Below are 24,041 nucleotides of genomic sequence, written 5' to 3' on the forward strand. Positions count from 1 at the left end.
TCCGAGCCTTTTGCCGGTTTTCTATTCCGCAGCGTGCTGCGGTGTCTTGCCGGTCACCGGAACCGCATTGGCCTCATAGCCGTGCGCTTCCTTCAGCGCCCTGCGCACACCGTTCCCGTAATCGGGATGCACCTTGTCGAAATGCGCGAGCTGGCGCTCAATGATTTCGCCCGGCACCCCGCCCATGGCGGCGGCGATGTTGGAGAACAGCCGGTTTTTCTCGCCCTCGTCGAAGAGGTTGAAGAGCGCGCGCGGCTGGCCGTAATCATCATTGCCGATGCGGTGGTTGTAGCGATCCGCATCGCCCGAGATCCTGAGCGGCGGCTCCTTCGCAGCCGGGCTTTCCACCGGACCGCCAAAGGAATTGGGCTCATAGAATGCATCCGGGTTGCCGGTCTTGATGCCACCGAACGTGTTCATCTCGCCATCGCGGTGATAGTGGTGAACCGGGCATTTCGGCTGGTTCACCGGGATCGTCTCATAATGCGTGCCCAGCCGGTAACGGTGCGCATCGGCGTAGGAGAAGATGCGCGCCTGCAACATCTTGTCCGGCGAGTAGCTGATGCCCGGCACGATGTTGGAGGGCGAGAACGCCGCGTTCTCGATCTCGGTGAAGTAGTTGTCCGGGTTGCGGTTCAGCTCCATCACACCGATGTCGATGGGCGGATAGTCCGCGTGCGGCCATACCTTGGTGAGATCGAACGGATTGTACTCGGTCTTCTCCGCATCGGCCTCGGGCATGATCTGCACCTGCACCTTCCACTTGGGGAATTCGCCGCGCTCAATCGTGCCGAACAGAGCTTCCTGATAGCTTTCGCGGGTCTTGCCGACCACGTCTTCAGCCTCGGCATTGGTGTAATGCTTGTGGCCCTGCATGGTCTTGAAGTGGAATTTCACCCAGAAGCGCTCACCCTTGTCGTTCCACAGCGAATAGGTGTGTGAGCCGTAGCCGTTCATGTACATCGGCGCGACCGGCAGGCCGCGGTCGGACATGAGGATGGTCACCTGATGCAGGCTTTCCGGCGACAGCGACCAGAAATCCCACATCGCCGTGGGCGACCGCAGATTGGTGCGCGGGTGACGCTTCTGCGTGTGAATGAAGTCCGGGAATTTCAGCGCATCGCGGACGAAGAAGACGGGCGTGTTGTTGCCCACCAGGTCCCAATTGCCGTCCTCGGTGTAGAATTTGAGTGCAAAGCCGCGCACGTCGCGCTCGGCGTCGGCTGCGCCCGCCTCGCCCGCAACGGTGGAGAAGCGCGCCAGCATCGGCGTTTCAGCGCCCGGCTGCAGCGCCTTGGCGATGGTGTATTTCGAAATGTCGCCGGTGATCTTCAGCACGCCATGCGCGCCCCAGCCCTTGGCGTGCACCACGCGCTCGGGAATGCGTTCGCGGTTCTGGTGCGCAAGCTTTTCGATGAGCTGGTAGTCCTGAAGGAGAACCGGTCCGCGCTCACCCGCAGTCACGGAATTCTGGTTGTCGCTGACGGGGGCGCCAGCGGACGTGGTCATCGTGGGTTTGTCTGCCATGAAAGATACTCCCTTGCTTGCTCTCCGGTGCCTGACCGGTTGCCGGTTGGACTGCGGCATGGCTTGGAACAAATTGAAGGTAGTCACGCCGCCTCATAAATTCCAATTGTCTTTCATATTCGATGCGATAATCTGAAGTTATGATACGCCTCACCATCAGACAGATGCAGTATTTCGAGCGACTGGCCGAAACGCTTCATTTCGGACGCGCGGCCACGAGCTGCGGCGTGACCCAACCTGCCCTTTCGGCGCAGATTTCCGAAATGGAGGCGCAGCTCGGTTTCAAGCTGTTCGAACGCGGCAGCGGGGCCGTGCGCCTGACCGCCGAGGCTCATACGCTGCTTCCGCGCGTGGTGCGCATTCTCTCCGAGATCCGGGAGCTGGAGGGCGAGGCCCGGCGCGAGCGCCAGGCGCTTGAAGGCCGTTTCCGCCTTGGCGTCATCCCCACGATTGCGCCTTACCTGCTGCCCGAGCTTCTGCCGCTGCTCAAACAGCGGTTTCCCAAACTGCGGCTTGAGGTGCGCGAGGCGGTTACCGAGACGCTGGCCGAGGACACGGCGACCGGCAGGCTCGACGCGATGATCGCGGCGCGGCCCATCAATGACAACCGGTTGCTGCCCGAAGCGCTTTTTGACGATCCCTTCTATCTCGCCGTGCCGAGCGAAGACGCCGAACGCCTTGCCCCGCCCGTGGCGCAGGAGAGCATGGCGCTCGAACGGCTGATGCTTCTGGAAGACGGGCACTGCATGCGCGGACAGGCGCTGGAAATCTGCGGCAAGGTGAAACCGGTCACCATGGAGACCTTCGGCGCAACCAGCCTGACGACGCTTTTGCACATGGTGTCGCATGGGATGGGCGTGACCCTCATACCGCAAATGGCGCGCGCTTCGGCAAAGCTCCTGCCCTCCGTCAGCGTGCTGCCGTTTCTCGCCCCCGGCCCTTCCCGCAGCATATGCCTGGCCGGGCGAAAGTCCAATCCGCGCAAGGCCGATTTCGCGGCCCTGCACGAGGCGATCCTGCAGGCTCACACGGCGCTTCTGGCGCGCGGCTGAACCTCAGATCGCCAGCCGCAGGGCGAGCAGAAGCCACATTGCGCCGAGCGCGAAGAACCCCAGAACAAACAGCGGCTGGCGGTGGCGTATCCTGTTCGACGTAACATGCACATAAGCATGACCGCAGCGCGACAGAACGAAGACCCAGGCCAGCGAGACCGCCGCCACACCGGCACCCCCGGTCACGAACAGCGCCAGGCAGACCGCATAAAAGAGCACCGGCAGCTCGAACTGATTGGCCAGATTGTTGCGCACATAGAGGCTTTCCGCCGGCTCATCGCGGTTTTCGCGAAACTGCGAGACCGTGGCGCTGCCGCTTTCCACCGCCTTCTTCCGCCGCATGCCGATCAGCAGATAAACCGCATAGACCAGCGCCACCTGCGCGATCATCGGCCAGAAAATGGCGGTCTGGGACATGGTCTTCCCCCTGTGTGAACTGTGAATCCTGATTTCCCCATCAGCTCCTAAATCCAGAGCCTTTGCAAGGTTGCCCACATTGCAAGGATCGAATCATGAAAGCTTATGCCGCCGAGTGTTTCGGCACGTTCTGCCTCGTCTTTCTGGGCTGTGCGAGCATCATCGCCGGGGGATTCGGCAATCTTCTGCCGCTGGGCGGCATCGGCATCGCCCTGTCATTCGGCGTTGCCGTCATTGCCATGGCCTATGCCATCGGCCCCGTTTCCGGCGCGCATATGAACCCGGCGGTCACCGCCGGCGTTTTCCTTTCGGGCCGCATGCCGGCCCGCGACGTGCTTCCCTACATTCTGGCGCAGATTGTCGGCGGAACGCTCGCTGCAGCAGCCCTCTGGGGCATTGCCCAGGGCAACAACGCGGTCGCTCCCGTTTCACGCGCCGCAAACGGCTGGGAATCCGCCGGACTTTACCCCACCCCCACCGCCTTCGCGCTTGAAGCGCTCGGCACCTTCATTTTCGTGACGGTCATTCTGGGGGTAACCGCGAAGAAACACCGCACCGCGCTTTCCGGCATGGTGATCGGACTGACGCTCGCGGTCCTTCACCTGTGCCTCATCCCGGTGACGGGCACGTCCATCAATCCCGCGCGCTCAATCGGCCCCGCCCTGTTTGCCGGCGCGCGCGAGATGAACCAGCTCTGGCTGTTCATCGCCGCACCGCTTACCGGGGCGATCCTCGCCGGCATTCTGGGAAGAACAGGATACCTGGAGCGCGCCTGACGCAATAAAAAAGGGCCTGAGCGGCCCTTTTCCAAACGCGTAGATGCCTGAAGCGCTCACACGCCGCCCGGATAATTCGGGCTTTCACGGGTGATCGTGACGTCATGCGCGTGGCTTTCACGCAGGCCCGCACCGGAGATGCGCACAAAGGTCGCCTTGCGGCGGAACTCTTCCAGATTGGCCGCGCCGACATAACCCATGGCCGCCTTCAGGCCACCGGTGAGCTGGTGCAGAACACCGCCAGCCGGTCCCTTGTAGGGCACCTGGCCTTCGATGCCCTCAGGCACGAGCTTCAGCGTATCGCGCACTTCCGCCTGGAAGTAGCGATCCGCCGACCCGCGCGCCATCGCGCCAACGGAACCCATGCCGCGATATGCCTTGTAGGAACGGCCCTGGTGCAGGTAGACCTCGCCCGGGCTTTCATCCGTGCCGGCGAGCAGCGAACCAACCATTGCCGCCGATGCACCGGCGGCAAGCGCCTTGGCGAGATCGCCGGAGAACTTGATGCCGCCATCGGCGATCAGCGAAACGCCCGCCTTGTCCGCCACTTCCACCGCCGACATGATGGCCGAGAGCTGCGGCACGCCCACACCGGCGACGATGCGCGTGGTGCAGATGGAGCCCGGCCCGATACCGATCTTCACGCCATCCGCACCGGCGTCGATGAGCGCCTGTGTGCCTTCGGCGGTTGCGACGTTACCGGCAATGATGCGCACATTGCTGGAGAGCTTCTTGGCCCGCGCCACTGCGTCGAGCACGCGCTGGGAGTGGCCGTGGGCGGTGTCGATCACCAGAAGGTCGACGCCGGCATCGATCAGGCGCTCGGCGCGCTCGAAACCATCCTCGCCGACGCTGGTTGCGGCGGCGGCGCGAAGACGGCCCTGCGCATCCTTGGAAGCATGCGGGTTGAGCTGCGACTTCTCGATGTCCTTGACGGTGATGAGGCCGACGCAGTTGGACGCGTCATCAACCACGAGAAGTTTTTCGATGCGGTGCTGGTGGAGAAGGCGCTTGGCCTCGTCCTGAGCCACGCCTTCCTGCACGGTGACGAGATCCTGATGCGTCATCAGCTCGCGCACACGCTGCTCGGGATCGGAAGCGAAACGCACGTCGCGGTTTGTCAGGATACCGGCAAGACGGCCCGTTGTGTGACCGCCAGCACCGCCATTCTCGACAACCGGAATGCCCGAAATGCCATGGGCGCGCATCAGCGCCTGCGCCTCGGCCAGCGTTGCGTCAGGGCCGATTGTGATGGGGTTCACCACCATGCCCGACTCGAACTTCTTGACCTGGCGCACTTCCTCGGCCTGCTCGATGGGCGAGAGGTTGCGGTGAATGACGCCGATGCCGCCGGCCTGCGCCATGGCGATGGCGAGACGCGCTTCCGTCACCGTATCCATGGCGGCGGAAAGGATCGGAATGTTGAGATCGATGTCGCCGGCAATGCGCGTGCGCACGTCCGTCTGGCCGGGCATCACTTCCGAGTGGCCGGGCTGCAGGAGCACGTCGTCGAAAGTAAGCGCCTCGGCGCCGGTTGCAGTCTCGATGATTTTAGCCATGGCCGACCCTTTGGAATAAGAGGACACGCGACCTCGCCACTCAAAAGCAAGGCCTCGTCTGTGTGATTCCCTTTCAGGATTGGCGCTGGCTGGTACCACGTCAGCGCCGACTTGAAAAGGTGGTGCTTTGTAAGCGTAACAATTGTTGTCCACATGACATGACAGCACCAACACAGCTCCGCCACTGCCACAGGACAGGCCGCACGCGCCGTGCTAAAGCCTCCAACGCTGATCCGGTCTGCCCACAATTCCCCCTCTCCGCGGCCCCTTCCCGCGACAGACCGGCACAGGAACATAAAGCCTTGAACCGCACACTGCCGCTCATACTCGCCGTCGCGCTCTTCATGGAGCAGATGGATTCCACCGTCATCGCCACCTCGCTGCCGGCCATCGCTGCCGACCTCGACACCAGCCCGGTCACGCTGAAACTCGCGCTGACCAGCTATCTCGTCTCGCTGGCGATTTTCATTCCCATCAGCGGCTTCATGGCCGACCGCTACGGCGCAAAGCGGGTCTTCCGCATCGCCATCGGCGTGTTCGTGATCGGCTCCATCGCCTGCGCCTTTTCCAATTCGCTGGCTTCGTTCGTTATGGCGCGCTTCCTGCAGGGTATGGGCGGCGCAATGATGACGCCCGTCGCACGGCTGGTGCTGGTGCGCGCCGTGCCGCGCGAGAAGCTCGTCAGCGCCATGGCGTGGCTCGCCGCCCCCGCGCTGATCGGCCCCGTGGCCGGCCCGCCGCTGGGCGGCTTCATCACCACCTATTTTTCCTGGCACTGGATCTTTCTGATCAATGTGCCCATCGGCCTTCTGGGCATCTATGTCTCGGGCCGCGTGCTGCCGGAGTTTCCCAAACAGGAGACCGGCCGGCTGGACACGATCGGCTTCATGCTCTCAAGCATCGCCGCCTCCGGTCTGGTGTTCGGCCTTTCGGTCATCAGCCTGCCCGCCCTGCCGCCGATCGTGGGTGTCTGCACCGTGCTCATCGGCGCGCTTGCAGCCGTGCTTTACGTGCGTCATGCACGGCGCACCTCGCATCCGGTTCTCAATCTCGGCCTGTTCGCCAACCGCGCCTTCCGCTCGTCGATCATCGGCGGCTCGCTCTTCCGCATCGGCGTCGGCGCAGTGCCGTTCCTGCTGCCGCTGATGTTCCAGGTCGTGTTCGGGCTCACGCCCTTCCAGTCCGGCCTTTTGACCTTCGCTTCAGCCTTTGGGGCCATTGCCATGAAATTCATCGCCAGCACGGCGCTGCGCCTTGGCGGCTTCCGCGTCGTTTTGGTCACCGCATCCCTGCTGGGTGCGGCCAGCATCGGCGTCAACGCCTTCTTCACGCCGCAGACATCGCACTGGACCATCATCACGGTTCTGGTGTTTTCCGGCCTTCTGCGCTCGCTCTTCTTCACGTCATCCAACGCGCTCACATTCTCAGAGCTCGGCGACCGGGAGGCCAGTCAGGCCGCCACGCTTTCTGCGGCTTTCCAGCAGGTGAGCATTGCAATGGGCGTGGCCGTGGGCGGCGGCATTCTTGAGGCAACCGCGCTTGTTACCGGCACCGCTCTGGGCATCGATGCGTTCTTCAACGCCTTCCTGATCGTGGCTGGTCTTTCAGCACTGGCGGCCATTCCGTTCCTCAGCCTCCCGCCAGAGACGGGCAGCAGGGTGTCGGGCCACAAACGCCGCAGAAGCGCCGCATCAGCGACGCCGGCTCCCGCAGCAGAGTAAGGCGTTTTGCGCCTTACGCTTCCTCTTCAGGTTCTTCCTTCTTGCGGCCCTTGAAGCCCTTGGCGAGCAGATAAAGCTCCACCGATTCCGCCCGCGAGGCCTGCGGCTTCACATGATGAACCGACTTGAAGTTGCGTTTCAGCTGATCGAGCAGGCCGGTTTCCGCACCGCCCTGAAAGGCCTTGCAAAGGAAGTGGCCGCCGGGCTTGAGCACTGACAGGGCGAAATCCGCCGCCGTCTCGCACAGATGCATGGTGCGCAGATGATCTGTCTGACGGTGCCCGGTTGTCGGCGCGGCCATGTCGGAGATCACCAGATCCGGCTCTGCGCCAAGCGTCTCCATCAGGCGCTCTGGCGCATCATCATCCAGAAAGTCCATTTCCAGAACGATGGCGCCCGGCACCGCATCCATGCCCAGATAATCGATACCGACCACCAGCGGGTTCTCCGGCGTCGAGTTGACGCGCTCGGCCGCCACCTGACACCAGCCACCGGGAGCCGCCCCCAGGTCGATGACCCGCGCGCCCGGAAACAGGAGCTTGTGGCGGTCATCGATCTCGGTCAGTTTGTAGGCCGCGCGCGAACGCATGCCCTCGGCCTGCGCCTTGTGCACATAGGGATCGTTCAGATGGCGTTCGAGCCAGCGGCGCGACGAATTCTTGAGCTTGGTCTTCTTGATGCGCGTCTTGAGCGCGCGTGCGCCACCGCTCTTGCCTGCCGGTTTCTTGGTCATGCACTCCGTCCCGTCCGCCGCCGGCGACGCCAAGCGCCATCGGCCGCCATCATTTCACTCAACATGCCTTCGCGCAGGCCCCGGTCGGCCACTCTCAGCCGTTCCGAGGGCCAGCGGCGGCGTATCGCCTCAAGGATCGCGCAGCCGCCAAGCACCAGATCCGCCCGGTCCGCGCCGATGCAGGGATTGGCCTTGCGCTGCTCGAAATCCCACGAAAGCAGCGTGTCGATCATGCGGTCCACATTGTCCCGCTCCATCCAAAGACCGTCGACCTGACGGCGGTCATAGCGCGCCAGCCCCAGATGAACGCCCGCCAGCGTCGTCACCGTTCCGGACGTGCCGATCAGGTGGAAGCGCCCGCCGGCAGCGACCTGCGCCAGCCGCCCGCCATCATCGAACCGGTCGAGCATCTCGCTCACCGCATCGACCATCGCAGCAAAGCTCTCAGGCGTCACATGGTGTCCACCAAAGCGTTCGGCAAGCGACACCACGCCCACCGGCAACGATGTCCAGGCGACGATGTGATCGGCGAGCCGTGGCGTGCGGTGGCGCGAAATGTCCACCAGCGCGATTTCCGACGAGCCGCCGCCAATGTCGAACAGGACCACGCCTTCCGTGCCACGCTCGACCAGCGTGCTGCAACCGGCCACCGCCAGGCGGGCCTCGGTCTGCCGGTCGATGATTTCGAGCCTGAGCCCGGTTTCCTTCTTCACGCGCTCGATGAAGGCCGCGCCATTCTGCGCCGAGCGACAGGCTTCCGTCGCGATCAGCCGCATGCGCTTGGGCCGGCGATTGCCGAGCTTGTCGGCGCAGACGCTGAGCGCCGAGACCGCGCGATCCATGGCAGCGTCGCTCAGACGGCCTTCGATCGAAAGCCCCTCGCCCAGGCGAACGATTCGCGAAAAGGCGTCGACGACACGAAAATATCCCGGCCGCGTGGGCGTCGCCACGAGAAGCCGGCAATTGTTCGTGCCCAGATCGAGCGCCGCATAGGAGGCGCGCTGGCTTTCCTGCGATGATTCGCGTCGACGGGCCTGTTGCGGGCGTTTTGGTTTTTTGGGTTCGCTTTGGGGCGCTTCCTGTGCGGCGACGCCTTCCTGCGCATCACGCACGAAAGCCCGGCGTTTCCGCCGTTTTCTGCGCTTCCGCTTGCGCACGGGCTCATCGCCATCGCGCACATCCGCGCTGCCGGATGATGCAGACGCACCATCCCTGCATGCAGAGGGGCCGGCCGACCGATCGTCGAAGCCGAGGGTTGATCCCCCATCCGACGCGGCATCCCGGACGACCCTCTCAACCGGCGAAACATCGCCGTGGTCGTGGTTTTCCACCGCTATTCCTTCGCCGCCGCGCAAGCCTCGGGGGCGCGTCAGGCAGCTTATTTCGTTTAGTTGCCGCCAACGTATCAGCCGGCGTCGATTTCACCAATAGCGGTGTTTGCCTGAAACGCACTGTTCGATGATTACGAAGAAAATTGCGCAATCGCGAAATTGAATACGCATGTGCCCTTGACTATGAAATTCAGCTTGTTAAATAGCGTGTCGAAAGCGGCCACCGCCGCCCGCTGGGGAATAGGTTAACGGTAGACCCACGGACTCTGACTCCGTTAGTCCTGGTTCGAATCCAGGTTCCCCAGCCATTTCTTCCCAAACATTGACAGTCACCGCTTTATCGCGCTGTTTTGCGTGACATTGCAGCGGCTTGCGCGGCCGTCGGGCAGACGGAGACAGTGTTCCCCGCCCAAACCGAGGCCGGAATGGCCCGCAGTCTCACCAGACTCATTGGACGTTGCCGACCCGACACTCGACAAGGCCATGCTGCAGGACGTTCTTGCAAAAAAGCTCTGAAGCCTGCTCGCCGCCGCCTTCTTGTGGATGAGGTTCGTCAGGACTGGAAGGTATCGATCCGTCGTGCCTGCGCCTGCCTGAGGGTTGATACCTCGCTTTATCACTACAAGTCGAAACGTGGCGACGAGGCTGCCTTGAAGGCAAGGATCAAGGAGATCACGGCAACGCGGGTGCGCTACGGCTACCGGGGAGAAGATGTCGTGGCGACGCTGGAACGGACATGTCGGCTGGTCGGCTACCCGAAGACGATCCGGGTTGACCAGGACTCGGAGTTCATCTCCCGTGATCTTGACCTATGGGCCTATCAGCGTGGCGTCGATCTCGACATTCGCGTCCGGGCAAGCCCACGGACAATGCGTTCGTCGAGTCCTTCAATAGCAAGTTCAGGACGGAGTGCCTCAATGCGCACTGGTTCCTGACGCTTGACGACGCCCGCTCGAAAATGGAGGAATGGCGTAAGGACTACAACAATGTCCGCCCGCACAGCGCAATCGGCAACAAGCCGCCGATATCGCTCATGAAAGGCTCATCGGCACATCCTGCCGCCTGAGCTAGCCCCCCCCGGAAGTTCCGGTTCGGGCCGGTCCAAAAACGGGGTGCGCGTCACTCAGCCTCAGTGTCTTTTGAAACCCGTAACGGCTCCGTGCAGATGCAAAAAACCTCGGCGTCCCGATCCCCTGCATTGACGTAGGCATGCCCCATTGTGCTGTCGAGATAGATGCTCTCGCCAGGTCCCAGCCTCACAGGTGCATAGAACTCCGAATGCACAACGACCTCCCCATCGATAACGACCAGAAACTCTTCGCCGCCATGCTTCTCCAGCGGGCCAAACTCCTTGATGGATGATGCTTTGATGCGCGCGTGAATGGGAACCATTCTCTTGTTGGTCAACTCTCCACAAAGATATCTGTACACATAGTTCTTGGTATCGATCACAACACCATCGCCATCCCTCGACGGTGCGAAGCGGCTATTGGGCGACGACTTCTCGCTTTTGTCATCCCCGATCAACTGCCCGATTGTCAGGTCAAGCCCCTCCGCCAGGCGCAGGACTTTGTCCAGCGTCGGGGAAAGCGCGCCATTTTCAATTTTGGAGATTGTGGAAACGGCAACGCCCGAGAGTGAAGCAAGGTCACTGAGCGTCAATTGACGGGACTTGCGCAAGTGTCTGAGCCGTGCCCCCAGTGCCTGGGTGGTGGTCATGAGCCGGTGTTCCTCCTTCAATCTCAGATGGTTGTATCAAGCCTCCAGTCGATTGGAAATTATTTTCGCATAGGAAAACTTTTGTTGATTTCCGAAAATTCTTCGATAGCGTTGGGGCAATGGAATAGCTGTGGAAGGGCTAACACTACATGCCGGATCGCTCCGTTTCAGCAGACGCAATCGTCATCGGTGCAGGCATTGCAGGCGCTTCTGTGGCCGCCGGGCTTTCAAGAACCATGCAGACGGTATTGGTCGAAATGGAGGCACAGCCGGGATACCACACGACCGGGCGATCCGCTGCCGTGCTTGCCCCCAGTTACGGTCCGCAAAGCGTCCGTGCCCTGACCCGGGCTTCCCGAAGCTTTTTCGGCGCCCCTCCAGACGGATTCACGGACAATCCGCTTCTGACCCCGCGAGAGATCCTGATGCTCGCAAGGGAGGATCAGCTGGAGGCGCTTGACAGACTGATCGACACGGCATCCAGCGAGACAAGAGTGGAACGATTGGTTCCTGAGGCGCTAAGAGCGCTTCAACCCCTCGTACGAGCGGGCTACGCAGCAGCCGGAATGCTGGATAAAGATGGCCAGGATATTGATGTTGCCGCGCTCCATCAGGGATTTCTGCGCGTTTTCAAGGCCCGCGGCGGCCAGCTTCTAAACAATGCGCCGGTGCAGGCGCTTGAGCGCATCGGCAATGACTGGGAAATTCAAACAAAGATCGGCACTCTCACCGCGCCTTTGGTGATTAATGCCGCCGGCGCCTGGGCGGAAGAGATCGGCCAACTCGCCGGCGCTGAGCGCATCGGGCTCGTTCCGAAGCAGCGCACTGCAATGGTCGTGGCCGAACCGGAAGGTTTCACGCGTCGCGATGCTCCAATCACTATCGATGTCGAAGAACAGTTCTACCTCAAACCGGATGCAGGACGCCTGCTGATCTCACCAGCCGACGAGACGCCGACGGTTCCGTGCGATGCGCAGCCTGAGGAGATTGACGTCGCAATCTGCGCAGACCGGATCATGACGGCCTTCGATCTCGATATTCGTCGGATCGACAACAAATGGGCGGGGCTGCGCAGCTTCGTTTCGGACAAGGAGCCGGTAATAGGTTACTCAAAGGTGGCGCCCGGCTTCTTCTGGATGGCAGGACAGGGAGGGTATGGCATCCAGTCCGCTCCTGCGGCAGCGGAGTTGGCAACCGCCCTGGTGCAGGGCACGACCCTTCCGGCCCATATTCTCGATCAGGGACTTGACCCTCTCTGCATCAAGCCCGACCGCATGGCGTATTCGGCATGATCTGGCTCATCCCGATAGTTGCCATTGCAATGTTGGCTGCTGGGCTGGCACTGGCCTACGTCATCGGCGGCGCGGCTGTGATGACCTTCATTCTGACCGACAACACCCGCTATCTGGCAGTCCTGCCACAGAAGGTCTTTTCGCAGATCAGCGTTTTCTCGCTTCTGGCGATGCCGCTCTTCATTCTGGCCGGCGAGTTGATGAACCGCGGCGGCGTCACAAAGTCACTGATCGACCTTTCAATGGCGTTGATCGGGCGCCTGCGCGGAGGATTGGGACATGTGAACATCATGACCTCCGTGTTCTTTGCAGGCATCTCGGGTTCGGCTGTCGCTGACGCAGCGGCACTCTCCAACACGCTCGTTCCGGAAATGCGCGAACGAGGCTATACGGCAGAGTACGCGGGAGCTGTCACGGCAGCCTCATCCATCATCGGTCCAATCGTGCCACCGTCGATCATCCTGATCTTCTACGGTGCCCTGATGCAGACTTCGGTGGCGGCACTTTTTGTGGCCGGCATCGTTCCGGGCTTGCTCCTTGCCGCCGCGCTGTTCGTCGTGAACGGGTGGTACGCATGGCGTGAAGATCATCCGCGCGTCGAGAAGTCTGATACGCGACCTTTGTTGCCAGCGATTGTTGCTGCGATACCGGCGTTATGCCTGCCGCTAATCATCGTCGGCGGGATCATCTTGGGCTGGATGACGCCTACGGAAGCAGCAGCAGTCGCCGTGTTCGCAGCTGCAATCGCTGCCTTCTTTTATTCGCCGCTCACGCGCCAGGACATCTGGGAGAGCTTTTCACGATGTGCCGTTCTGACGGGATCGATCTTCATGATCCTTTGCGCTGTCGCCGCTTTCGGCCATCTGGCCGCGCTGGAACGCATCCCTCAGGCCATCGCAGGACTGGTTGAGGAAATGGGGCTTGGGCCGATCGGGTTTCTGATCGCGATGAACCTGCTCTTCATAGTGGCAGGCATGATCATGGACGTGCCAGTTGCACTGGCGCTTCTCGTACCCCTTCTGGCCCCTGTCGCCCTGGCCAACGGCGCTGACCCGGTCCATCTGGGCATCATGATCTGCTTCAACTTGTGCATCGGCCTGGTAACCCCTCCGCTAGGAGGCTGCCTCCTGATCGTGTCGACGGTCACGGGTGTCAATTACTGGAAGCTGGCCCGCGCCGTCGTTCCCTTCATCATTGCAGAGATCATTGTATTAGGAGTGCTTGTTTACGCCCCGGAGATCAGCCTTTGGCTGCCCCGAACCCTGGGACTTTGGGAGTGATGCAAGAACCAATTCACTGGGAGGAATACCATGCTGAAACTGACCAACGTCCTCAAGGCATCGGCAGTTAGCCTCGCGCTGACATTTCCGGCCGTGGCGGAAGTGAAGATCGCCCTTGACAGCCCACCGGATCTGGAAAATTCCGGAACATACATGTGGGCCCACACCTTTGGCGAATATCTCAATGAAAATGGCATAGAAGCCGTGGAGTTCGAGCGGAACTCCCTGGGAGAAGAAGCTGAACGTCTCGATCAGGTCAGCCAGGGCCTGCTCGAAGTATCGATGTCGGACGCAAAATCTGCCGGCACACTGGATGGAACGATCTTCGGCGCGATGATGCCCTACTTCTTTGAAGATCTCGCACAATTGGACAAGGCGCTTGGCGAAGGCGGAATGCTGGCCAGGATGAACGAAGGCACGACACCCAAAGGTGTTCGCATACTGGACGTTGTGATGACCGGCACCCCCACGGGCATCTTCACCACGGAGGTTCCGATCCGCACCTTCGACGATATCAAAGGCGTTCGCATGCGAGCGCTCGATGAGGTGCAGATCAACACCTTTGAGCAATGGGGCTCGAAAGGAACGATTGTCTCCTGGTCGGAGGTGCCAAACGCGCTGCAGACCGGTGTCGCCGGAGGCTATATCAACCCTGCCTTCGTGCCAGTGACCTACGGACATACGGCCTTCATCAATTATTTCACCAACGCGCGACTGAGCCAGTCTGTGCGCGTCGCGATTGCGTCAGAAGACTGGTACCAGAGCCTTACGGACGAAGAGCGCGAAATCGTCCAGCAGGCGGTCGAGAAGGCTCACCAAGCCAATCGCAAGCTGGTGTCTGACGACACGGCCGTTCTGAAGCAGCTGGAAGAAGCCGGGATCGAAGTGATCGAACTTCCGGTTGAGGAACGCGCAAAATTCCGTAAAGCCAGTCAGCCCATCTACGATTCAACGGATATGCCAGAAGGCGCTCTGGAGGCATGGAACAAAGCGGTGGGGCGCTGACAGTGACGGCGATCGCGGACGGGCTGAACTGGTTCTCCTGGCGTCTGAACCGACTTGCACTTCTTGGCGCAACACTTGCTGTGGCAATCATGCTTGCCGCAGCCGGTTGGCAGGTGATCGCCCGCTACCTCTTGAACCAGCCTCCCATCTGGACGGAGGAGCTTGCAAGATTTTCGATGGTCTGGGGCGGACTTCTGGGTGCGTCCTGCGCCTACCGGTTTCGTCGCGACCCCAATCTGTTTCCAGATGCACTGGAAGCCTCCGGGTTTCGGGGGCTGGCGTTTTCTCTTACACGCTCGTTCGGCGTGCTGTGCTTCATCCTGCCTATTCTGTGGTTCAGCTTTATGGGGCTGGGTGCCAACCCGGCACGGAGCTATATCGCGCGCCTCGCCGGTCGACAGACCGAGACAATGGATCTGCCCATGGTGGTGTTCGGCATTGCAATCCCCCTGGCCTTTGCGGTGATCCTTTTCCATGTTCTGGCGGATATTGCGACTGCGCTGGCAAATTTCGGGAACAAAGAATGAAACTTTTCATGGCGTCGCTGGCGACGGAAACCAATTCTTTTTCGCCTATCCCCACTGGCTGGAGTGGGTTCAAGGAACACCTTTACACCAAGTCCGCGTCTCGCGGTGAGGCGGGGCTTTACGCGGCGGCTGTGACCCGTTGGCGTGCAATGGCAGAGGCTCGAAGCTGGGAGGTTGTCGAGGGGCTTTGCACGTATGCACAACCCGCAGGCCCGACTGTGCGCGCCGTATACGAGACGATGCGTGACGATATCCTCAGCGACTTGCGTGCGGCCATGCCGGTCGACATCGTCCTCATGTCCATGCACGGAGCAATGATCGCGCAAGGCTACGACGATTGCGAAGGCGACATGATGGCCCGTGTGCGGGAAATCGTGGGTCCCGACGCCATCATAGGACTGGAGCTTGACCCGCACTGTCACCTGACGAACCAAATGCTGGACAATGCGACCGCGATTGTCTGTTACAAGGAATACCCGCACGTCGATGTTGTCGAACGGGCGGAAGACCTTTTCATACTCTGTGCCGAGGCTGCTGCAGGCAGGGTGATACCGGTCATGCGGGACTACGACTGCCGCATGATGGCGATGTATCACACCCCTTTCGACCCTATCCGCGGCTACGTCGACCGCATGTCCGCCATGGAGGGCAAGGACGGCATTCTCTCCGTCTCACTGGTGCACGGTTTCCCATGGGGAGACAGCCCGCGCTGCGGCACCCGTACGCTGGTCATCGCAGACGGGAACGCCAGCCTGGCCGAGCGTCGCGCCAGAGAACTCGGACAGGAGCTCTGGGCGATGCGCGGCGATCTGCGACGCTTCCCCAACATGGAGGATGGTCTTGATCTGGCGGTGAAGCTTGATACCAATCCGGTTGTCCTTGCCGATTTCGCGGACAATGCGGGTGGCGGCGCACCCTCAGATTCGACATTTGTCCTGCGGGCGGCACTGGAACGTGGCCTCAGGGATATCGCGTTCGCAACATTCTGGGACCCGGTTCTGGTCGCCATGTGCATGGACGCGGGGGTCGGTTCTGAAATGGCTGTACGCCTGGGCGGGAAGATCGGGCCGATGTCGGGAGACCCGGTGGACTTGACAGTGACCGTGCGCGGGATCGTCACCAACGCCGTACAGCATTTGGGTACAGCAGAAATGAACATGGGCGACTGCGTCTGGCTGGAAGCTGACGGTGTTCATATCGTGATCAACACGCTGCGCACGCAGACCTTCCATCCAGAGGCTTTCGAGAATTTGGGTATCGACCTCTCCAAAATGAAATATGTGGTCGTGAAGTCGTCGCAACATTTCTATGACGGGTTTGCGCCCATTGCAGCGGAGGTCATACATCTGGCAACGCCCGGTGCGATCACCCCGGATTACACCATCGTGCCCTACACCAGGCGGGACGGAAACTTCTGGCCCAAGACGGAAACCCCCTTTGCCGAAAAGGACGTCGCACCGTGACCGAAACCTATGACATCATACTGCGCAACGGTCGCGTGATGGACCCTGAAACCGGATTGGACAGGGTTTGCAACGTGGCGATTTCAGCCCACAAGATTGCCAGAATTGGACATTTCGAAGGTAACGCTGCCCGCGAAATCGACGCCACCGGACTGATCGTGGCACCCGGTTTCCTCGACCTGCATGCTCATGGGCAATCCGTAGCCGCAGACCGGATGCAGGCCTTTGATGGTGTGACTACCACTCTGGAGCTCGAAGTCGGCGCGCTGCCGGTAGCGGGATGGTATGAAAGACAGGCCACGCTGCCCCGTGCACTGAATTACGGCACTGCTGCCGCCTGGATATTCGCACGCAAGGTCGCCTTCCGCGCAATCGAGCTCGATGCAGATGTGCATCCAATCGACCAGATGGGTGCCGGTTCGGAAGATATGTGCTGGTCCACGGAAGCTGCCGATGCCCAGCAGACGGACGAGATCGTTTCCCTGGTGCGACAGGGGCTTGATGAAGGGGCTATCGGCATCGGATTGCCCAACGGCTACGCCCCCGGTGCCGGGGTGAAGGAGATGGCGGATATCTGCGATCTCGCCTTTCAGTACGGGACGCCGACCTTCACGCACATCGCATATCTAAGCAATATCGACCCGAAAAGCTCCGTCGACAGTTATGTCCGCCTGATAGGGCTGGCCGGCGCTACCGGAGCGCACATGCATATCTGTCACCTTAACTCAACCTCGTTGATGGATATCGAGCGCGTGGTCGAGTTGGTCAGCAAGGCGCAGGAGCAGAATCTACCGGTCACGACAGAGGCGTATCCTTATGGCACCGGTGCGACCGTGGTCAGCGCAGGGTTCTTCATGGAACCCGATTTCGTCAAACGCACCGGAAGCAACTACTCGAACATCGAACTGATCCGCAATCATCACCGCTTCACCGGGCGAGAAGATATGCGCCGGGCCAGAGAAACATCTCCTACGGATCTGGTGATGTGGCACTTTCTGGATGTGGATGCCAATGACGAGCATCGCCGTCTTCTTGACCTGTCGGTCACCTACCCCGGTGGTTCCATCGCTTCGGATGCCATGCCTTGGATAAATGAAGACGGCAGTATTTACGAAGGCCTCGAATGGCCGCTACCCGATGATCTCTCCGCTCATCCCAGATCGTCCGGAACCTTTACCCGGTTCCTGCGGGAACATGTCCGCGAACGCAGGACCATGTCCTTGATGGATGCATTGGCCAAATGCACTATCCTGCCCGGCAAGGTAATCGAACGCTGCGCCCCGCAGATCGCAAAAAAGGTGCGCCTTCAGGAAGGCTGCGACGCGGACATTGTGGTCTTCGATCTTGAGACCCTCACGGACAGGGCAGAATTCAATGCGATGAACAGACCATCGGAAGGTGTTCGGCAGCTCCTGGTCAACGGTCAGTTCGTTATTCTGAACGGGGAATTGGACACCGGCGCTGCGCCCGGACAGCCGATCCGACGTGAGATGCCGTGAGTGTTCCTGTTCTTCTGGTTACCGGGTTTCTGGGCGCAGGCAAGACGACCTTCATTAATCGGCTGCTTCAGGCAGATCACGAGCTGCGCATCGCGGCCATCGTCAACGACTTCGGCTCGATCAACATCGACGCCGAACTGCTCGCCCAGACGAGCGAGGATGTTATTGGCCTGAAGAACGGCTGCATCTGCTGCTCCTTGCAGGGCGATCTCATGCGCACACTCAAGGTGGTTCTGTCCCGCACGCTGAAACCCGAGTTAATCATGATTGAGGCGAGTGGCGTCGCGGACCCGGCCGGCATCGTCCAGTCGCTCATGGATCCGGTCATCTGGAAGGAAGCACGTCTGGAAACCGTGATCGGCGTTGTTGACGCTCCCGATTCGGCCTGGCGTGCAGATGACCCGCTTTGGCAGGCACAGCTGCGGGGCTCTGATATCCTGCTCCTGTCTAAGACTGCGGAATGCTCGGACGATGAACTGAAGGCGGTTCGCGCTGATCTGGCCTCATACGGAAAAAACTGCATCCTCGACATGGATGATGCACCCGTCCCGCTGAGCGCCCTTTTCATTAAAGACGACAATCCCCGCGCGATGCTGGAAGCAGACCTCCAGGATGACGGCCGGTTCCTCCACGTGGAGTGGGAGTTCGAAGCCCCCCTGGATCTGCACGCCTTTCAAGAAGCGATTTTATGGATCTCCGACACCGCGCTGCGCGGCAAAGGCCTTCTAAGCTTTGCAGGTCGACACGGCAGGCATGTTTTCCAGCTCGTTGGAAAACGCGCCACCCTATCCTCTGCACCATGGGATCAGGAGAAAGGCTGCAGGCTGATACTCATTGGGGAACGCAACACATTCGACGCCGACGCAGTATTGCGCAAACTAAACGAGCTGCGAATGAGTGCACCTGACGTCTAAAGCCCCTGCCACAGCCACGTAAATTGTCCCCAACACGGCATCAGACTACCCGACAAATGCTATCCTCTTTCTCCGTTGAGAACCTCGGAACTCTTGGGCATAGTCGTACCCACAGGTGCATGCCTATGCCTTATCGGCTATGCTGGCTGTCCGGTCAAAATGGGGTGCGCTGCGTAGACCTCGCTATTCGCTTGGTCTGAATAGAGACGTTGTGCTTTATGTATCCATCGAAGAAAGGCCCGCTATTGGACATGCGCCCCCTCTCTTCCGGCAGCGCCAAAAGCAGGTTAACGCGACATGCTCTTCTAACGCTATCGCTTGGCAAGCCAGTCGGCATAGCTCCGGCGGTCGACCTGGAACGTGTCGCTCGAGCGCGCATACCAACCGCGCCCGTGCATTCGGGCAATGAGACCTAGCGCCGGGGTGTCGATATGGCCGCGCTCGGCGTCTAGAACGAAATCGTCGGCGACACGGATTTCCACGACCCGGCCAACCACCAGTGCCTGATGGGCCCCGGTGACAAGAACGCTGTGGCTGACACATTCGAAGGATACCGGCGCTTCGGCGATATGCGGCGACGCCACCTGCTGTCCGGGCAAGGCCGTCAGTCCCGCGCATTCGAGTTCGCTGATATCCTCCGGTGCGTCCATCGATGTGATGTTCATCGCCTCCGCCAGATGCTCTGGCACGAGGTTCACGACGAACTCGCCACCGCCCACGATATTGCGCGCCGTATCCTTGAAGCCGCGATCCGGATCCGCCATCACACCGATGGCGACGGTGGGCGGTCTGTGCCCCATCACATTGAAAAAACTGTAAGGCGCGGCATTCACCACGCCTTGCGGCGACAGGCTCGTCACCCAGGCAATGGGGCGCGGCGTGACGGTTGCCGTCATCACCTTGTAGCCGATCTGCGGGTCGAGTTCGTCAAGCTTGAAGCGCATGGGATGGCGTCATTCACTCAAGGGTTCATCGCTCATGTTTGAGACCGCCCGTTTGGGACGGTCATCAACCCTGAGCTGAAAGATATCGGGGCGCGCATAGTGGCCTGTCACATCGAAATCATATTTCCCGCGCGCCACGGCGCTCATGTCGATATCGGCGTAAAGCACCGTCTCGCCCTCGAAATTCGGACCCGCGAGCACGTTTCCAAGTGGGTCGACGATGGCGCTGCCGCCACGCATCAAAACGGTATCGGGATCATCTCCCAGCGCGCATTCATGATCGTCGGGAAATGCGCCGCGCGTGATGTGCTGACAGGCGCTCAAAACGAAGCAGCGGCCTTCCAGCGCAATGTGCCGCATCGAGGGGAGCCACGTGTCACGGTCATCGGCGGTGGGCGCGCAATAGAGGCTGACCCCCTGGCTATACATATGCATGCGCAGCATGGGCATGTAGTTCTCCCAGCAGATCACGGCGCCGATGCGGCCGAGCGTGGTTTCGAAAACCGGCATGGTGGAGCCGTCGCCAAAGCCCCAGATCAGGCGCTCGCTGGCAGTGGGCATCAGTTTGCGATGCTTGCCGACAAGCCCCTTCTCCCCATCGAAAAACAAGACCGTGCAATAAAGCGTGCCGCCGTCACGCTCGATGCAGCCCACCACGGCAAAGAGGCCGGTTTCCGCCGTTGCCCCGGCTATCGCGGCGACTTCCTCACCGTTCAGATCGATGGCGCGTTCATAATAATCACTGAACGCCGCGCGGCCTTCAGGCTTGCGAATGCCTATGGGAGCGCCGAAGGAAGCACCCTTGGGATAGCCGCCGAGAAACGCTTCCGGAAAGACGATGAGTTCCGCCCCTTGGCCCGCCGCCTCGCGAATGATGGCTGCCGCCTTTTCGGCGGATGCGAGCGCGTCGACGGGATTGGACGCCGTCTGTGCAACGGCTGCCTTGAACGATTTCATACGGTTTCTCCCTGAGCATCTCGGACGATCGAGGCGCACACGGCCTCAACCAGAACTCCATCGGGCTCGCAAAGGCTGAGCGCAATATTGAAATGATTGTGCGACGGCATGTCGATCACCCGCGCTGCATGACCAGCAGCTTGCCAGGCCGCTGCGTAGTCCTGTGTCTGACGGATGAACTCGCCGGTTTCCAGCCCGCCGACCGAAGCGATAAGCCGCGCACCCGATTTTTTGGGGATGCGGCGAATGGGCGAATTTTCGGCGATCGAGGCCGCGTCAAACCGCATCCATCCGTTCACTTGCGTGTGCTGCAAAGGAGAAAGCTCGTGCAGCCCGCTCAGCGCGAGAACCGTGCCGATCACACCCGGCGGCAGATCGAACGCATCAAGCCAGTCATCGGCGAGCACCATGCCCGCAAGGTGGCCGCCGGCGGAAGAGCCGCCCACATGGATTTTCCCTACATCGAGGCCGTGTTCCGCACCATTCTTTCTGAGCCACGCGACGGCGCTTCGCACCTGACGCACAATTTCGCCAATACCGGCCTCAGGCGCCAGCGTGTAATTCATCACAGCGACGGAAATGCCGTGCGCCGTCAGACCGCCGGCAGCAAAGGCATTGTCATCCTTCGAGCCGCCGCGCCAGTAGCCACCGTGAATCCACAGGAAGACGGGGCTGCCTTCGCCCGCCGGATAAAGGTCGAGCATCTCGCCGCTCTGCCGGTCATAGACAATATCGCGTTTGGCAACATGACCTTGCCGGACGCGTTCGCTCTCGGCAACGTAGCGGGCGTGTTCCGCCTCGTAGGAGGCAACGCTTTCGCGCGCATTGTATTCACGCTCCAGCGTCGGCTGGTCCATGCCCCGATAGAGCGGTGAGGCTGCATCCATCTTCATACCCCCAAATAGCGATGGGCGAGGTCGTCATTGGCCGAAAGCTCCTCCGGCGAACCTTGCCAGACCACCCTGCCCTTCTCGACGATGTGGTGCCGGTCGACCAGCGGAGCCATTTCTTTCAAGTTCTTGTCGACCACGAGGATCGATTGTCCGACTTCCTTTAGCTGGCGCAGCGTCGCCCAGATATCGGCGCGGATCACGGGTGCTAGCCCCTCCGTCGCCTCGTCGAGGATCAGGAGCGCGGGATTGGTCAGAAGCGCGCGGCCCACGGCCAGCATCTGCTGCTCACCGCCAGAAAGCGTGGCCGCAAACTGGCCGCGCCGCTCCTTCAGGCGCGGAAAGAGATCGTAGATGCGTTCAAGGGTCCAGCCATCCGCCCCGCCGGGCCGGGATGTGGCGACCAGGTTTTCCTCCACCGTGAGCGATGGGAAGACCCGCCGCCCCTCAGGCACCAGCCCGATGCCCCGCCGGGCGATGGCGTTGGGTTGTAGGGCGGTGATGCTCTCGCCTTCAAGCTGAATGTCGCCGCCGCGCGCGCGCACCATTCCGAGAATGGTGTGGATGGTCGTGGTCTTTCCCATGCCGTTGCGGCCGATCAGCGAAGTCACCGAACCGCGCGGCACTTCGAAATCCATACCGAACAGCACCTGGCTAACGCCGTATCCCGCTTCGAGCCCGGTTACTTTCAGCATGTTTCGTCTCCCAGATAGGCGCTGCGCACTTCCGCACTCTGCCGCACCTCCTCCACCGTGCCGGTAAAGATCACGCGGCCATAGACCAGTACGCTGATACGGTCGGCGAGCGTGAAGACAGCATCCATGTCGTGCTCGACCAGGAGCATGGGGTATTCGCCCTTCAGTTCCTGAAGCAGGTCGACCATACGGGCAGATTCCTCCGCCCCCATGCCGGCCATGGGCTCGTCCAGAACCAGCACATGCGGCTTGCGCGCAAGCGCCACCGCGAGTTCGAGCTGGCGGCGCTCGCCATGGGCTAGATTGGCAACCTGCCGGTTTTCGCGTCCCGCCAGCCCTGCCTTGCCGATCCAATGAATCGCCTCGTCACGCAGCGCGGCATCATCGCGCGGATTGGTGAAGAGATTGAACGATCCCCCTTCCATGCAATCGAGAGAGAGGATGACGTGTTCGAGCACGCTGAATTCGAGACATAGCTGCGTCGTCTGAAAAGAGCGTCCGAGCCCAAGCCGGGAGCGTTTGAAGGCGCTCAGATCGGTGATGTCGCGCCCCTTGAATCCGACACGGCCCGCATCCGAGCGCAGCTCGCCGCAGATCTGCGCGATGAGCGTGGATTTGCCGGCGCCATTCGGCCCGATCAGAGCGTGGATTTCGCCGCTGCGCACATCGAGTGTGACATCGTCGGTGACTTTGAGTGCGCCAAATGCCTTGTGCAGGTGGTCGAGCGAAAGGATTGCCTCGCCCGTCTTGATTGCGGCTCCATCAGTCATGGCGTCCTCCCTTCAGGAAGCGGCCAAGCATCCCCTGCTGGCCGAACAGTGCGATCAGCACCAGAATGGGGCCCATGACGATCATCCAGTGTTCGGTCCAGATGGTGAGGATCTGTTCAAGCCCGATGAAGGCGGCAGCACCCGCGATGGGGCCGAGAAGCGTGCCCAACCCGCCCAGCGTAACAATGGCCATGAACTCGCCGGACTTCGCCCAGGTGGCCATATCGGGCGTGACGAACTCGGCATAATTTGCCCACAGCACGCCGGCGAGCCCTGTGCCGACGGCAGAGATTACAAAGGCCGTGAGCCGGAAGGGCAGCGGGTTGACGCCAAGATTGACGGCGCGGCGTTCGCTCTGCCGCAGTCCCTGAAACACCATGCCGAAACGCGAATTGACGATGAAACGGCAGAATACGACCCAAACGACGAGCAGGCCGAGGGCGAGATAATAGAACGCGAAAGGGTCATCGAGATCGATGCCGGGCATGGCGTTGCGCATGTCCATCATCAACCCGTCATCGCCGCCATAATATTGCAGGGAAACGAGGATGAAATAAACCATCTGGGCGAAGGCGAGTGTGATCATGATGAACTGCACGCCGCGTGTCTTGAGCGCCAGATAGCCGATCACGAGACCGAGCAGCGCACAGGCAAGAAGCGCCAGCGGCCAGAGGACAAGCGCCGAATTGCTGCCCTCCCAGCCAAAGATCGTGTCACCCATATTCGTGTGGTATGCGAGGACCGCCACCACATAGCCACCGAGGCTGAAGAACATGGCGTGGCCGAAGCTCACCAGCGCGCCGTAGCCGATGATCAGATCAAGGCTGACCACCGCCAGCGCGTAGATGACGATACGGGTGAGGAGCGGCAGGCCGCCATGCCAGCCCGTCTGCGCCACCACGAAGGGCGCGACGATGAGCAGGATCAGCATGACAAGGCCGGTCAGCGTGAAACGGTCGAATTTGGACAT

22 protein-coding genes, 1 tRNA gene and 1 pseudogene are annotated in these 24,041 nt (G+C 61.0%); 12 read left to right on the forward strand and 12 right to left on the reverse strand.

Going from position 1 to position 24,041, the window contains the following annotated elements:
• Window positions 1-21: 21 nt before the first annotated feature.
• Window positions 22-1,527, reverse strand: a complete 1,506-nt coding sequence (katA, locus tag AC4PTT_RS15700; RefSeq protein ID WP_492161597.1) for a catalase KatA — start codon at window positions 1,525-1,527, stop codon at window positions 22-24.
• A gap of 140 nt (window positions 1,528-1,667) precedes the next feature.
• Here katA and AC4PTT_RS15705 point away from each other — a divergent pair, with 140 nt between their 5' ends.
• On the forward strand, window positions 1,668-2,579 hold the full coding sequence (locus AC4PTT_RS15705; RefSeq protein WP_113154437.1) for a hydrogen peroxide-inducible genes activator: 912 nt from the start codon (window positions 1,668-1,670) through the stop codon (window positions 2,577-2,579).
• Between the two features lie 3 nt (window positions 2,580-2,582).
• Here AC4PTT_RS15705 and AC4PTT_RS15710 read toward each other — a convergent pair whose 3' ends face one another.
• Window positions 2,583-2,996, reverse strand: a complete 414-nt coding sequence (locus tag AC4PTT_RS15710) for an MAPEG family protein (RefSeq protein WP_113154436.1) — start codon at window positions 2,994-2,996, stop codon at window positions 2,583-2,585.
• A 95-nt stretch (window positions 2,997-3,091) separates the two neighbouring features.
• Here AC4PTT_RS15710 and AC4PTT_RS15715 point away from each other — a divergent pair, with 95 nt between their 5' ends.
• Window positions 3,092-3,772: an MIP/aquaporin family protein gene (locus tag AC4PTT_RS15715; protein WP_206545781.1), complete on the forward strand. Its 681-nt coding sequence runs from the start codon at window positions 3,092-3,094 to the stop codon at window positions 3,770-3,772.
• A gap of 56 nt (window positions 3,773-3,828) precedes the next feature.
• On the opposite strand, the gene guaB is transcribed toward AC4PTT_RS15715, so the two are convergent.
• The gene (gene guaB, locus AC4PTT_RS15720; protein ID WP_206547194.1) at window positions 3,829-5,331 is read right to left on the reverse strand and encodes an IMP dehydrogenase; all 1,503 of its coding nucleotides are present in this window, start codon (window positions 5,329-5,331) and stop codon (window positions 3,829-3,831) included.
• Window positions 5,332-5,633: 302 nt separating this feature from the next.
• On the opposite strand from guaB, the gene AC4PTT_RS15725 reads away from it, so the two are divergent.
• Entirely contained in the window at window positions 5,634-7,052 is a 1,419-nt protein-coding gene (locus AC4PTT_RS15725) for a DHA2 family efflux MFS transporter permease subunit (protein ID WP_206547193.1), read from the forward strand.
• Between the two features lie 13 nt (window positions 7,053-7,065).
• Here the strand turns inward: AC4PTT_RS15725 and AC4PTT_RS15730 are convergent, their stop codons facing one another.
• Complete coding sequence (locus AC4PTT_RS15730) at window positions 7,066-7,785, reverse strand: RlmE family RNA methyltransferase (RefSeq protein WP_206993791.1); 720 nt, start codon at window positions 7,783-7,785, stop codon at window positions 7,066-7,068.
• A complete protein-coding gene (locus AC4PTT_RS15735) occupies window positions 7,782-9,116 on the reverse strand; it encodes a Ppx/GppA phosphatase family protein (protein WP_297563139.1) in 1,335 nt (444 codons plus the stop codon). The genes AC4PTT_RS15730 and AC4PTT_RS15735 overlap by 4 nt, the downstream gene beginning before the upstream one ends.
• 234 nt (window positions 9,117-9,350) lie before the next feature.
• Here AC4PTT_RS15735 and AC4PTT_RS15740 point away from each other — a divergent pair.
• Both AC4PTT_RS15740 and AC4PTT_RS15745 read left to right on the forward strand, forming a co-directional pair.
• Window positions 9,351-9,424, forward strand: a tRNA-Gln gene (locus tag AC4PTT_RS15740).
• 148 nt (window positions 9,425-9,572) lie between these two features.
• A pseudogene (locus AC4PTT_RS15745) lies at window positions 9,573-10,182 on the forward strand (integrase core domain-containing protein); the annotation flags it as partial.
• A gap of 53 nt (window positions 10,183-10,235) precedes the next feature.
• Here AC4PTT_RS15745 and AC4PTT_RS15750 read toward each other — a convergent pair.
• Window positions 10,236-10,835 (reverse strand): helix-turn-helix domain-containing protein, encoded by a 600-nt coding sequence (locus AC4PTT_RS15750; RefSeq protein ID WP_492161598.1) that lies wholly within the window; start codon window positions 10,833-10,835, stop codon window positions 10,236-10,238.
• Between the two features lie 149 nt (window positions 10,836-10,984).
• Between AC4PTT_RS15750 and AC4PTT_RS15755 the strand changes: the two genes are divergently transcribed.
• The 7 genes from AC4PTT_RS15755 to AC4PTT_RS15785 are packed head-to-tail and all read left to right on the forward strand — an operon-like array spanning window position 10,985 to window position 18,815.
• Window positions 10,985-12,127, forward strand: coding sequence for an NAD(P)/FAD-dependent oxidoreductase (locus tag AC4PTT_RS15755; protein WP_492161599.1), 1,143 nt, complete (start codon window positions 10,985-10,987; stop codon window positions 12,125-12,127).
• Entirely contained in the window at window positions 12,124-13,407 is a 1,284-nt protein-coding gene (locus tag AC4PTT_RS15760; protein ID WP_113154419.1) for a TRAP transporter large permease, read from the forward strand. The genes AC4PTT_RS15755 and AC4PTT_RS15760 overlap by 4 nt, the downstream gene beginning before the upstream one ends.
• Before the next feature lie 30 nt (window positions 13,408-13,437).
• Window positions 13,438-14,412 (forward strand): TRAP transporter substrate-binding protein, encoded by a 975-nt coding sequence (locus AC4PTT_RS15765; RefSeq protein ID WP_492161600.1) that lies wholly within the window; start codon window positions 13,438-13,440, stop codon window positions 14,410-14,412.
• Window positions 14,388-14,939 (forward strand): TRAP transporter small permease, encoded by a 552-nt coding sequence (locus AC4PTT_RS15770; RefSeq protein ID WP_113154417.1) that lies wholly within the window; start codon window positions 14,388-14,390, stop codon window positions 14,937-14,939. Before AC4PTT_RS15765 ends, AC4PTT_RS15770 begins: the two co-directional genes overlap by 25 nt.
• Window positions 14,936-16,402 carry a M81 family metallopeptidase gene (locus tag AC4PTT_RS15775; protein WP_492161601.1) on the forward strand — a complete coding sequence of 489 codons (1,467 nt, stop codon included), beginning with the start codon at window positions 14,936-14,938 and terminating at the stop codon, window positions 16,400-16,402. The genes AC4PTT_RS15770 and AC4PTT_RS15775 overlap by 4 nt, the downstream gene beginning before the upstream one ends.
• Before the next feature lie 38 nt (window positions 16,403-16,440).
• A complete protein-coding gene (locus tag AC4PTT_RS15780; RefSeq protein ID WP_492162620.1) occupies window positions 16,441-17,901 on the forward strand; it encodes an amidohydrolase family protein in 1,461 nt (486 codons plus the stop codon).
• Window positions 17,898-18,815, forward strand: a complete 918-nt coding sequence (locus AC4PTT_RS15785) for a CobW family GTP-binding protein (protein WP_492161602.1) — start codon at window positions 17,898-17,900, stop codon at window positions 18,813-18,815. The genes AC4PTT_RS15780 and AC4PTT_RS15785 overlap by 4 nt, the downstream gene beginning before the upstream one ends.
• Window positions 18,816-19,126: 311 nt before the next feature.
• Here AC4PTT_RS15785 and AC4PTT_RS15790 read toward each other — a convergent pair whose 3' ends face one another.
• Genes AC4PTT_RS15790 through AC4PTT_RS15815 form a run of 6 tightly spaced genes read right to left on the reverse strand, consistent with a single transcriptional unit; the run spans window position 19,127 to window position 24,041 of the window.
• A complete protein-coding gene (locus AC4PTT_RS15790) occupies window positions 19,127-19,759 on the reverse strand; it encodes a flavin reductase family protein (RefSeq protein ID WP_492161603.1) in 633 nt (210 codons plus the stop codon).
• A gap of 9 nt (window positions 19,760-19,768) precedes the next feature.
• Window positions 19,769-20,716 carry a carbon-nitrogen hydrolase family protein gene (locus tag AC4PTT_RS15795; RefSeq protein WP_492161604.1) on the reverse strand — a complete coding sequence of 316 codons (948 nt, stop codon included), beginning with the start codon at window positions 20,714-20,716 and terminating at the stop codon, window positions 19,769-19,771.
• Complete coding sequence (locus tag AC4PTT_RS15800; protein ID WP_492161605.1) at window positions 20,713-21,603, reverse strand: alpha/beta hydrolase; 891 nt, start codon at window positions 21,601-21,603, stop codon at window positions 20,713-20,715. Before AC4PTT_RS15800 ends, AC4PTT_RS15795 begins: the two co-directional genes overlap by 4 nt.
• Window positions 21,604-21,605: 2 nt before the next feature.
• Window positions 21,606-22,301, reverse strand: coding sequence for an ABC transporter ATP-binding protein (locus AC4PTT_RS15805; RefSeq protein WP_492161606.1), 696 nt, complete (start codon window positions 22,299-22,301; stop codon window positions 21,606-21,608).
• Window positions 22,295-23,071, reverse strand: a complete 777-nt coding sequence (locus tag AC4PTT_RS15810) for an ABC transporter ATP-binding protein (RefSeq protein WP_492161607.1) — start codon at window positions 23,069-23,071, stop codon at window positions 22,295-22,297. The genes AC4PTT_RS15805 and AC4PTT_RS15810 overlap by 7 nt, the downstream gene beginning before the upstream one ends.
• On the reverse strand, window positions 23,064-24,041 hold the full coding sequence (locus AC4PTT_RS15815) for a branched-chain amino acid ABC transporter permease (RefSeq protein WP_492161608.1): 978 nt from the start codon (window positions 24,039-24,041) through the stop codon (window positions 23,064-23,066). Before AC4PTT_RS15815 ends, AC4PTT_RS15810 begins: the two co-directional genes overlap by 8 nt.

It is taken from the genome of Nitratireductor sp. WH36-1, assembly GCF_058725515.1.

Coding starts and splice junctions, on each gene's coding strand:
- katA (WP_492161597.1), bottom strand. CDS start 1,527: ATGGCAGACAAACCCACGATGACCACGTCCGCTGGCGCCCCCGTCAGC.
- AC4PTT_RS15705 (WP_113154437.1), top strand. CDS start 1,668: ATGATACGCCTCACCATCAGACAGATGCAGTATTTCGAGCGACTGGCC.
- AC4PTT_RS15710 (WP_113154436.1), bottom strand. CDS start 2,996: ATGTCCCAGACCGCCATTTTCTGGCCGATGATCGCGCAGGTGGCGCTG.
- AC4PTT_RS15715 (WP_206545781.1), top strand. CDS start 3,092: ATGAAAGCTTATGCCGCCGAGTGTTTCGGCACGTTCTGCCTCGTCTTT.
- guaB (WP_206547194.1), bottom strand. CDS start 5,331: ATGGCTAAAATCATCGAGACTGCAACCGGCGCCGAGGCGCTTACTTTC.
- AC4PTT_RS15730 (WP_206993791.1), bottom strand. CDS start 7,785: ATGACCAAGAAACCGGCAGGCAAGAGCGGTGGCGCACGCGCGCTCAAG.
- AC4PTT_RS15750 (WP_492161598.1), bottom strand. CDS start 10,835: ATGACCACCACCCAGGCACTGGGGGCACGGCTCAGACACTTGCGCAAG.
- AC4PTT_RS15755 (WP_492161599.1), top strand. CDS start 10,985: ATGCCGGATCGCTCCGTTTCAGCAGACGCAATCGTCATCGGTGCAGGC.
- AC4PTT_RS15760 (WP_113154419.1), top strand. CDS start 12,124: ATGATCTGGCTCATCCCGATAGTTGCCATTGCAATGTTGGCTGCTGGG.
- AC4PTT_RS15765 (WP_492161600.1), top strand. CDS start 13,438: ATGCTGAAACTGACCAACGTCCTCAAGGCATCGGCAGTTAGCCTCGCG.
- AC4PTT_RS15770 (WP_113154417.1), top strand. CDS start 14,388: ATGGAACAAAGCGGTGGGGCGCTGACAGTGACGGCGATCGCGGACGGG.
- AC4PTT_RS15775 (WP_492161601.1), top strand. CDS start 14,936: ATGAAACTTTTCATGGCGTCGCTGGCGACGGAAACCAATTCTTTTTCG.
- AC4PTT_RS15780 (WP_492162620.1), top strand. CDS start 16,441: ATGGACCCTGAAACCGGATTGGACAGGGTTTGCAACGTGGCGATTTCA.
- AC4PTT_RS15790 (WP_492161603.1), bottom strand. CDS start 19,759: ATGCGCTTCAAGCTTGACGAACTCGACCCGCAGATCGGCTACAAGGTG.
- AC4PTT_RS15795 (WP_492161604.1), bottom strand. CDS start 20,716: ATGAAATCGTTCAAGGCAGCCGTTGCACAGACGGCGTCCAATCCCGTC.
- AC4PTT_RS15800 (WP_492161605.1), bottom strand. CDS start 21,603: ATGGATGCAGCCTCACCGCTCTATCGGGGCATGGACCAGCCGACGCTG.
- AC4PTT_RS15805 (WP_492161606.1), bottom strand. CDS start 22,301: ATGCTGAAAGTAACCGGGCTCGAAGCGGGATACGGCGTTAGCCAGGTG.
- AC4PTT_RS15810 (WP_492161607.1), bottom strand. CDS start 23,071: ATGACTGATGGAGCCGCAATCAAGACGGGCGAGGCAATCCTTTCGCTC.
- AC4PTT_RS15815 (WP_492161608.1), bottom strand. CDS start 24,041: ATGTCCAAATTCGACCGTTTCACGCTGACCGGCCTTGTCATGCTGATC.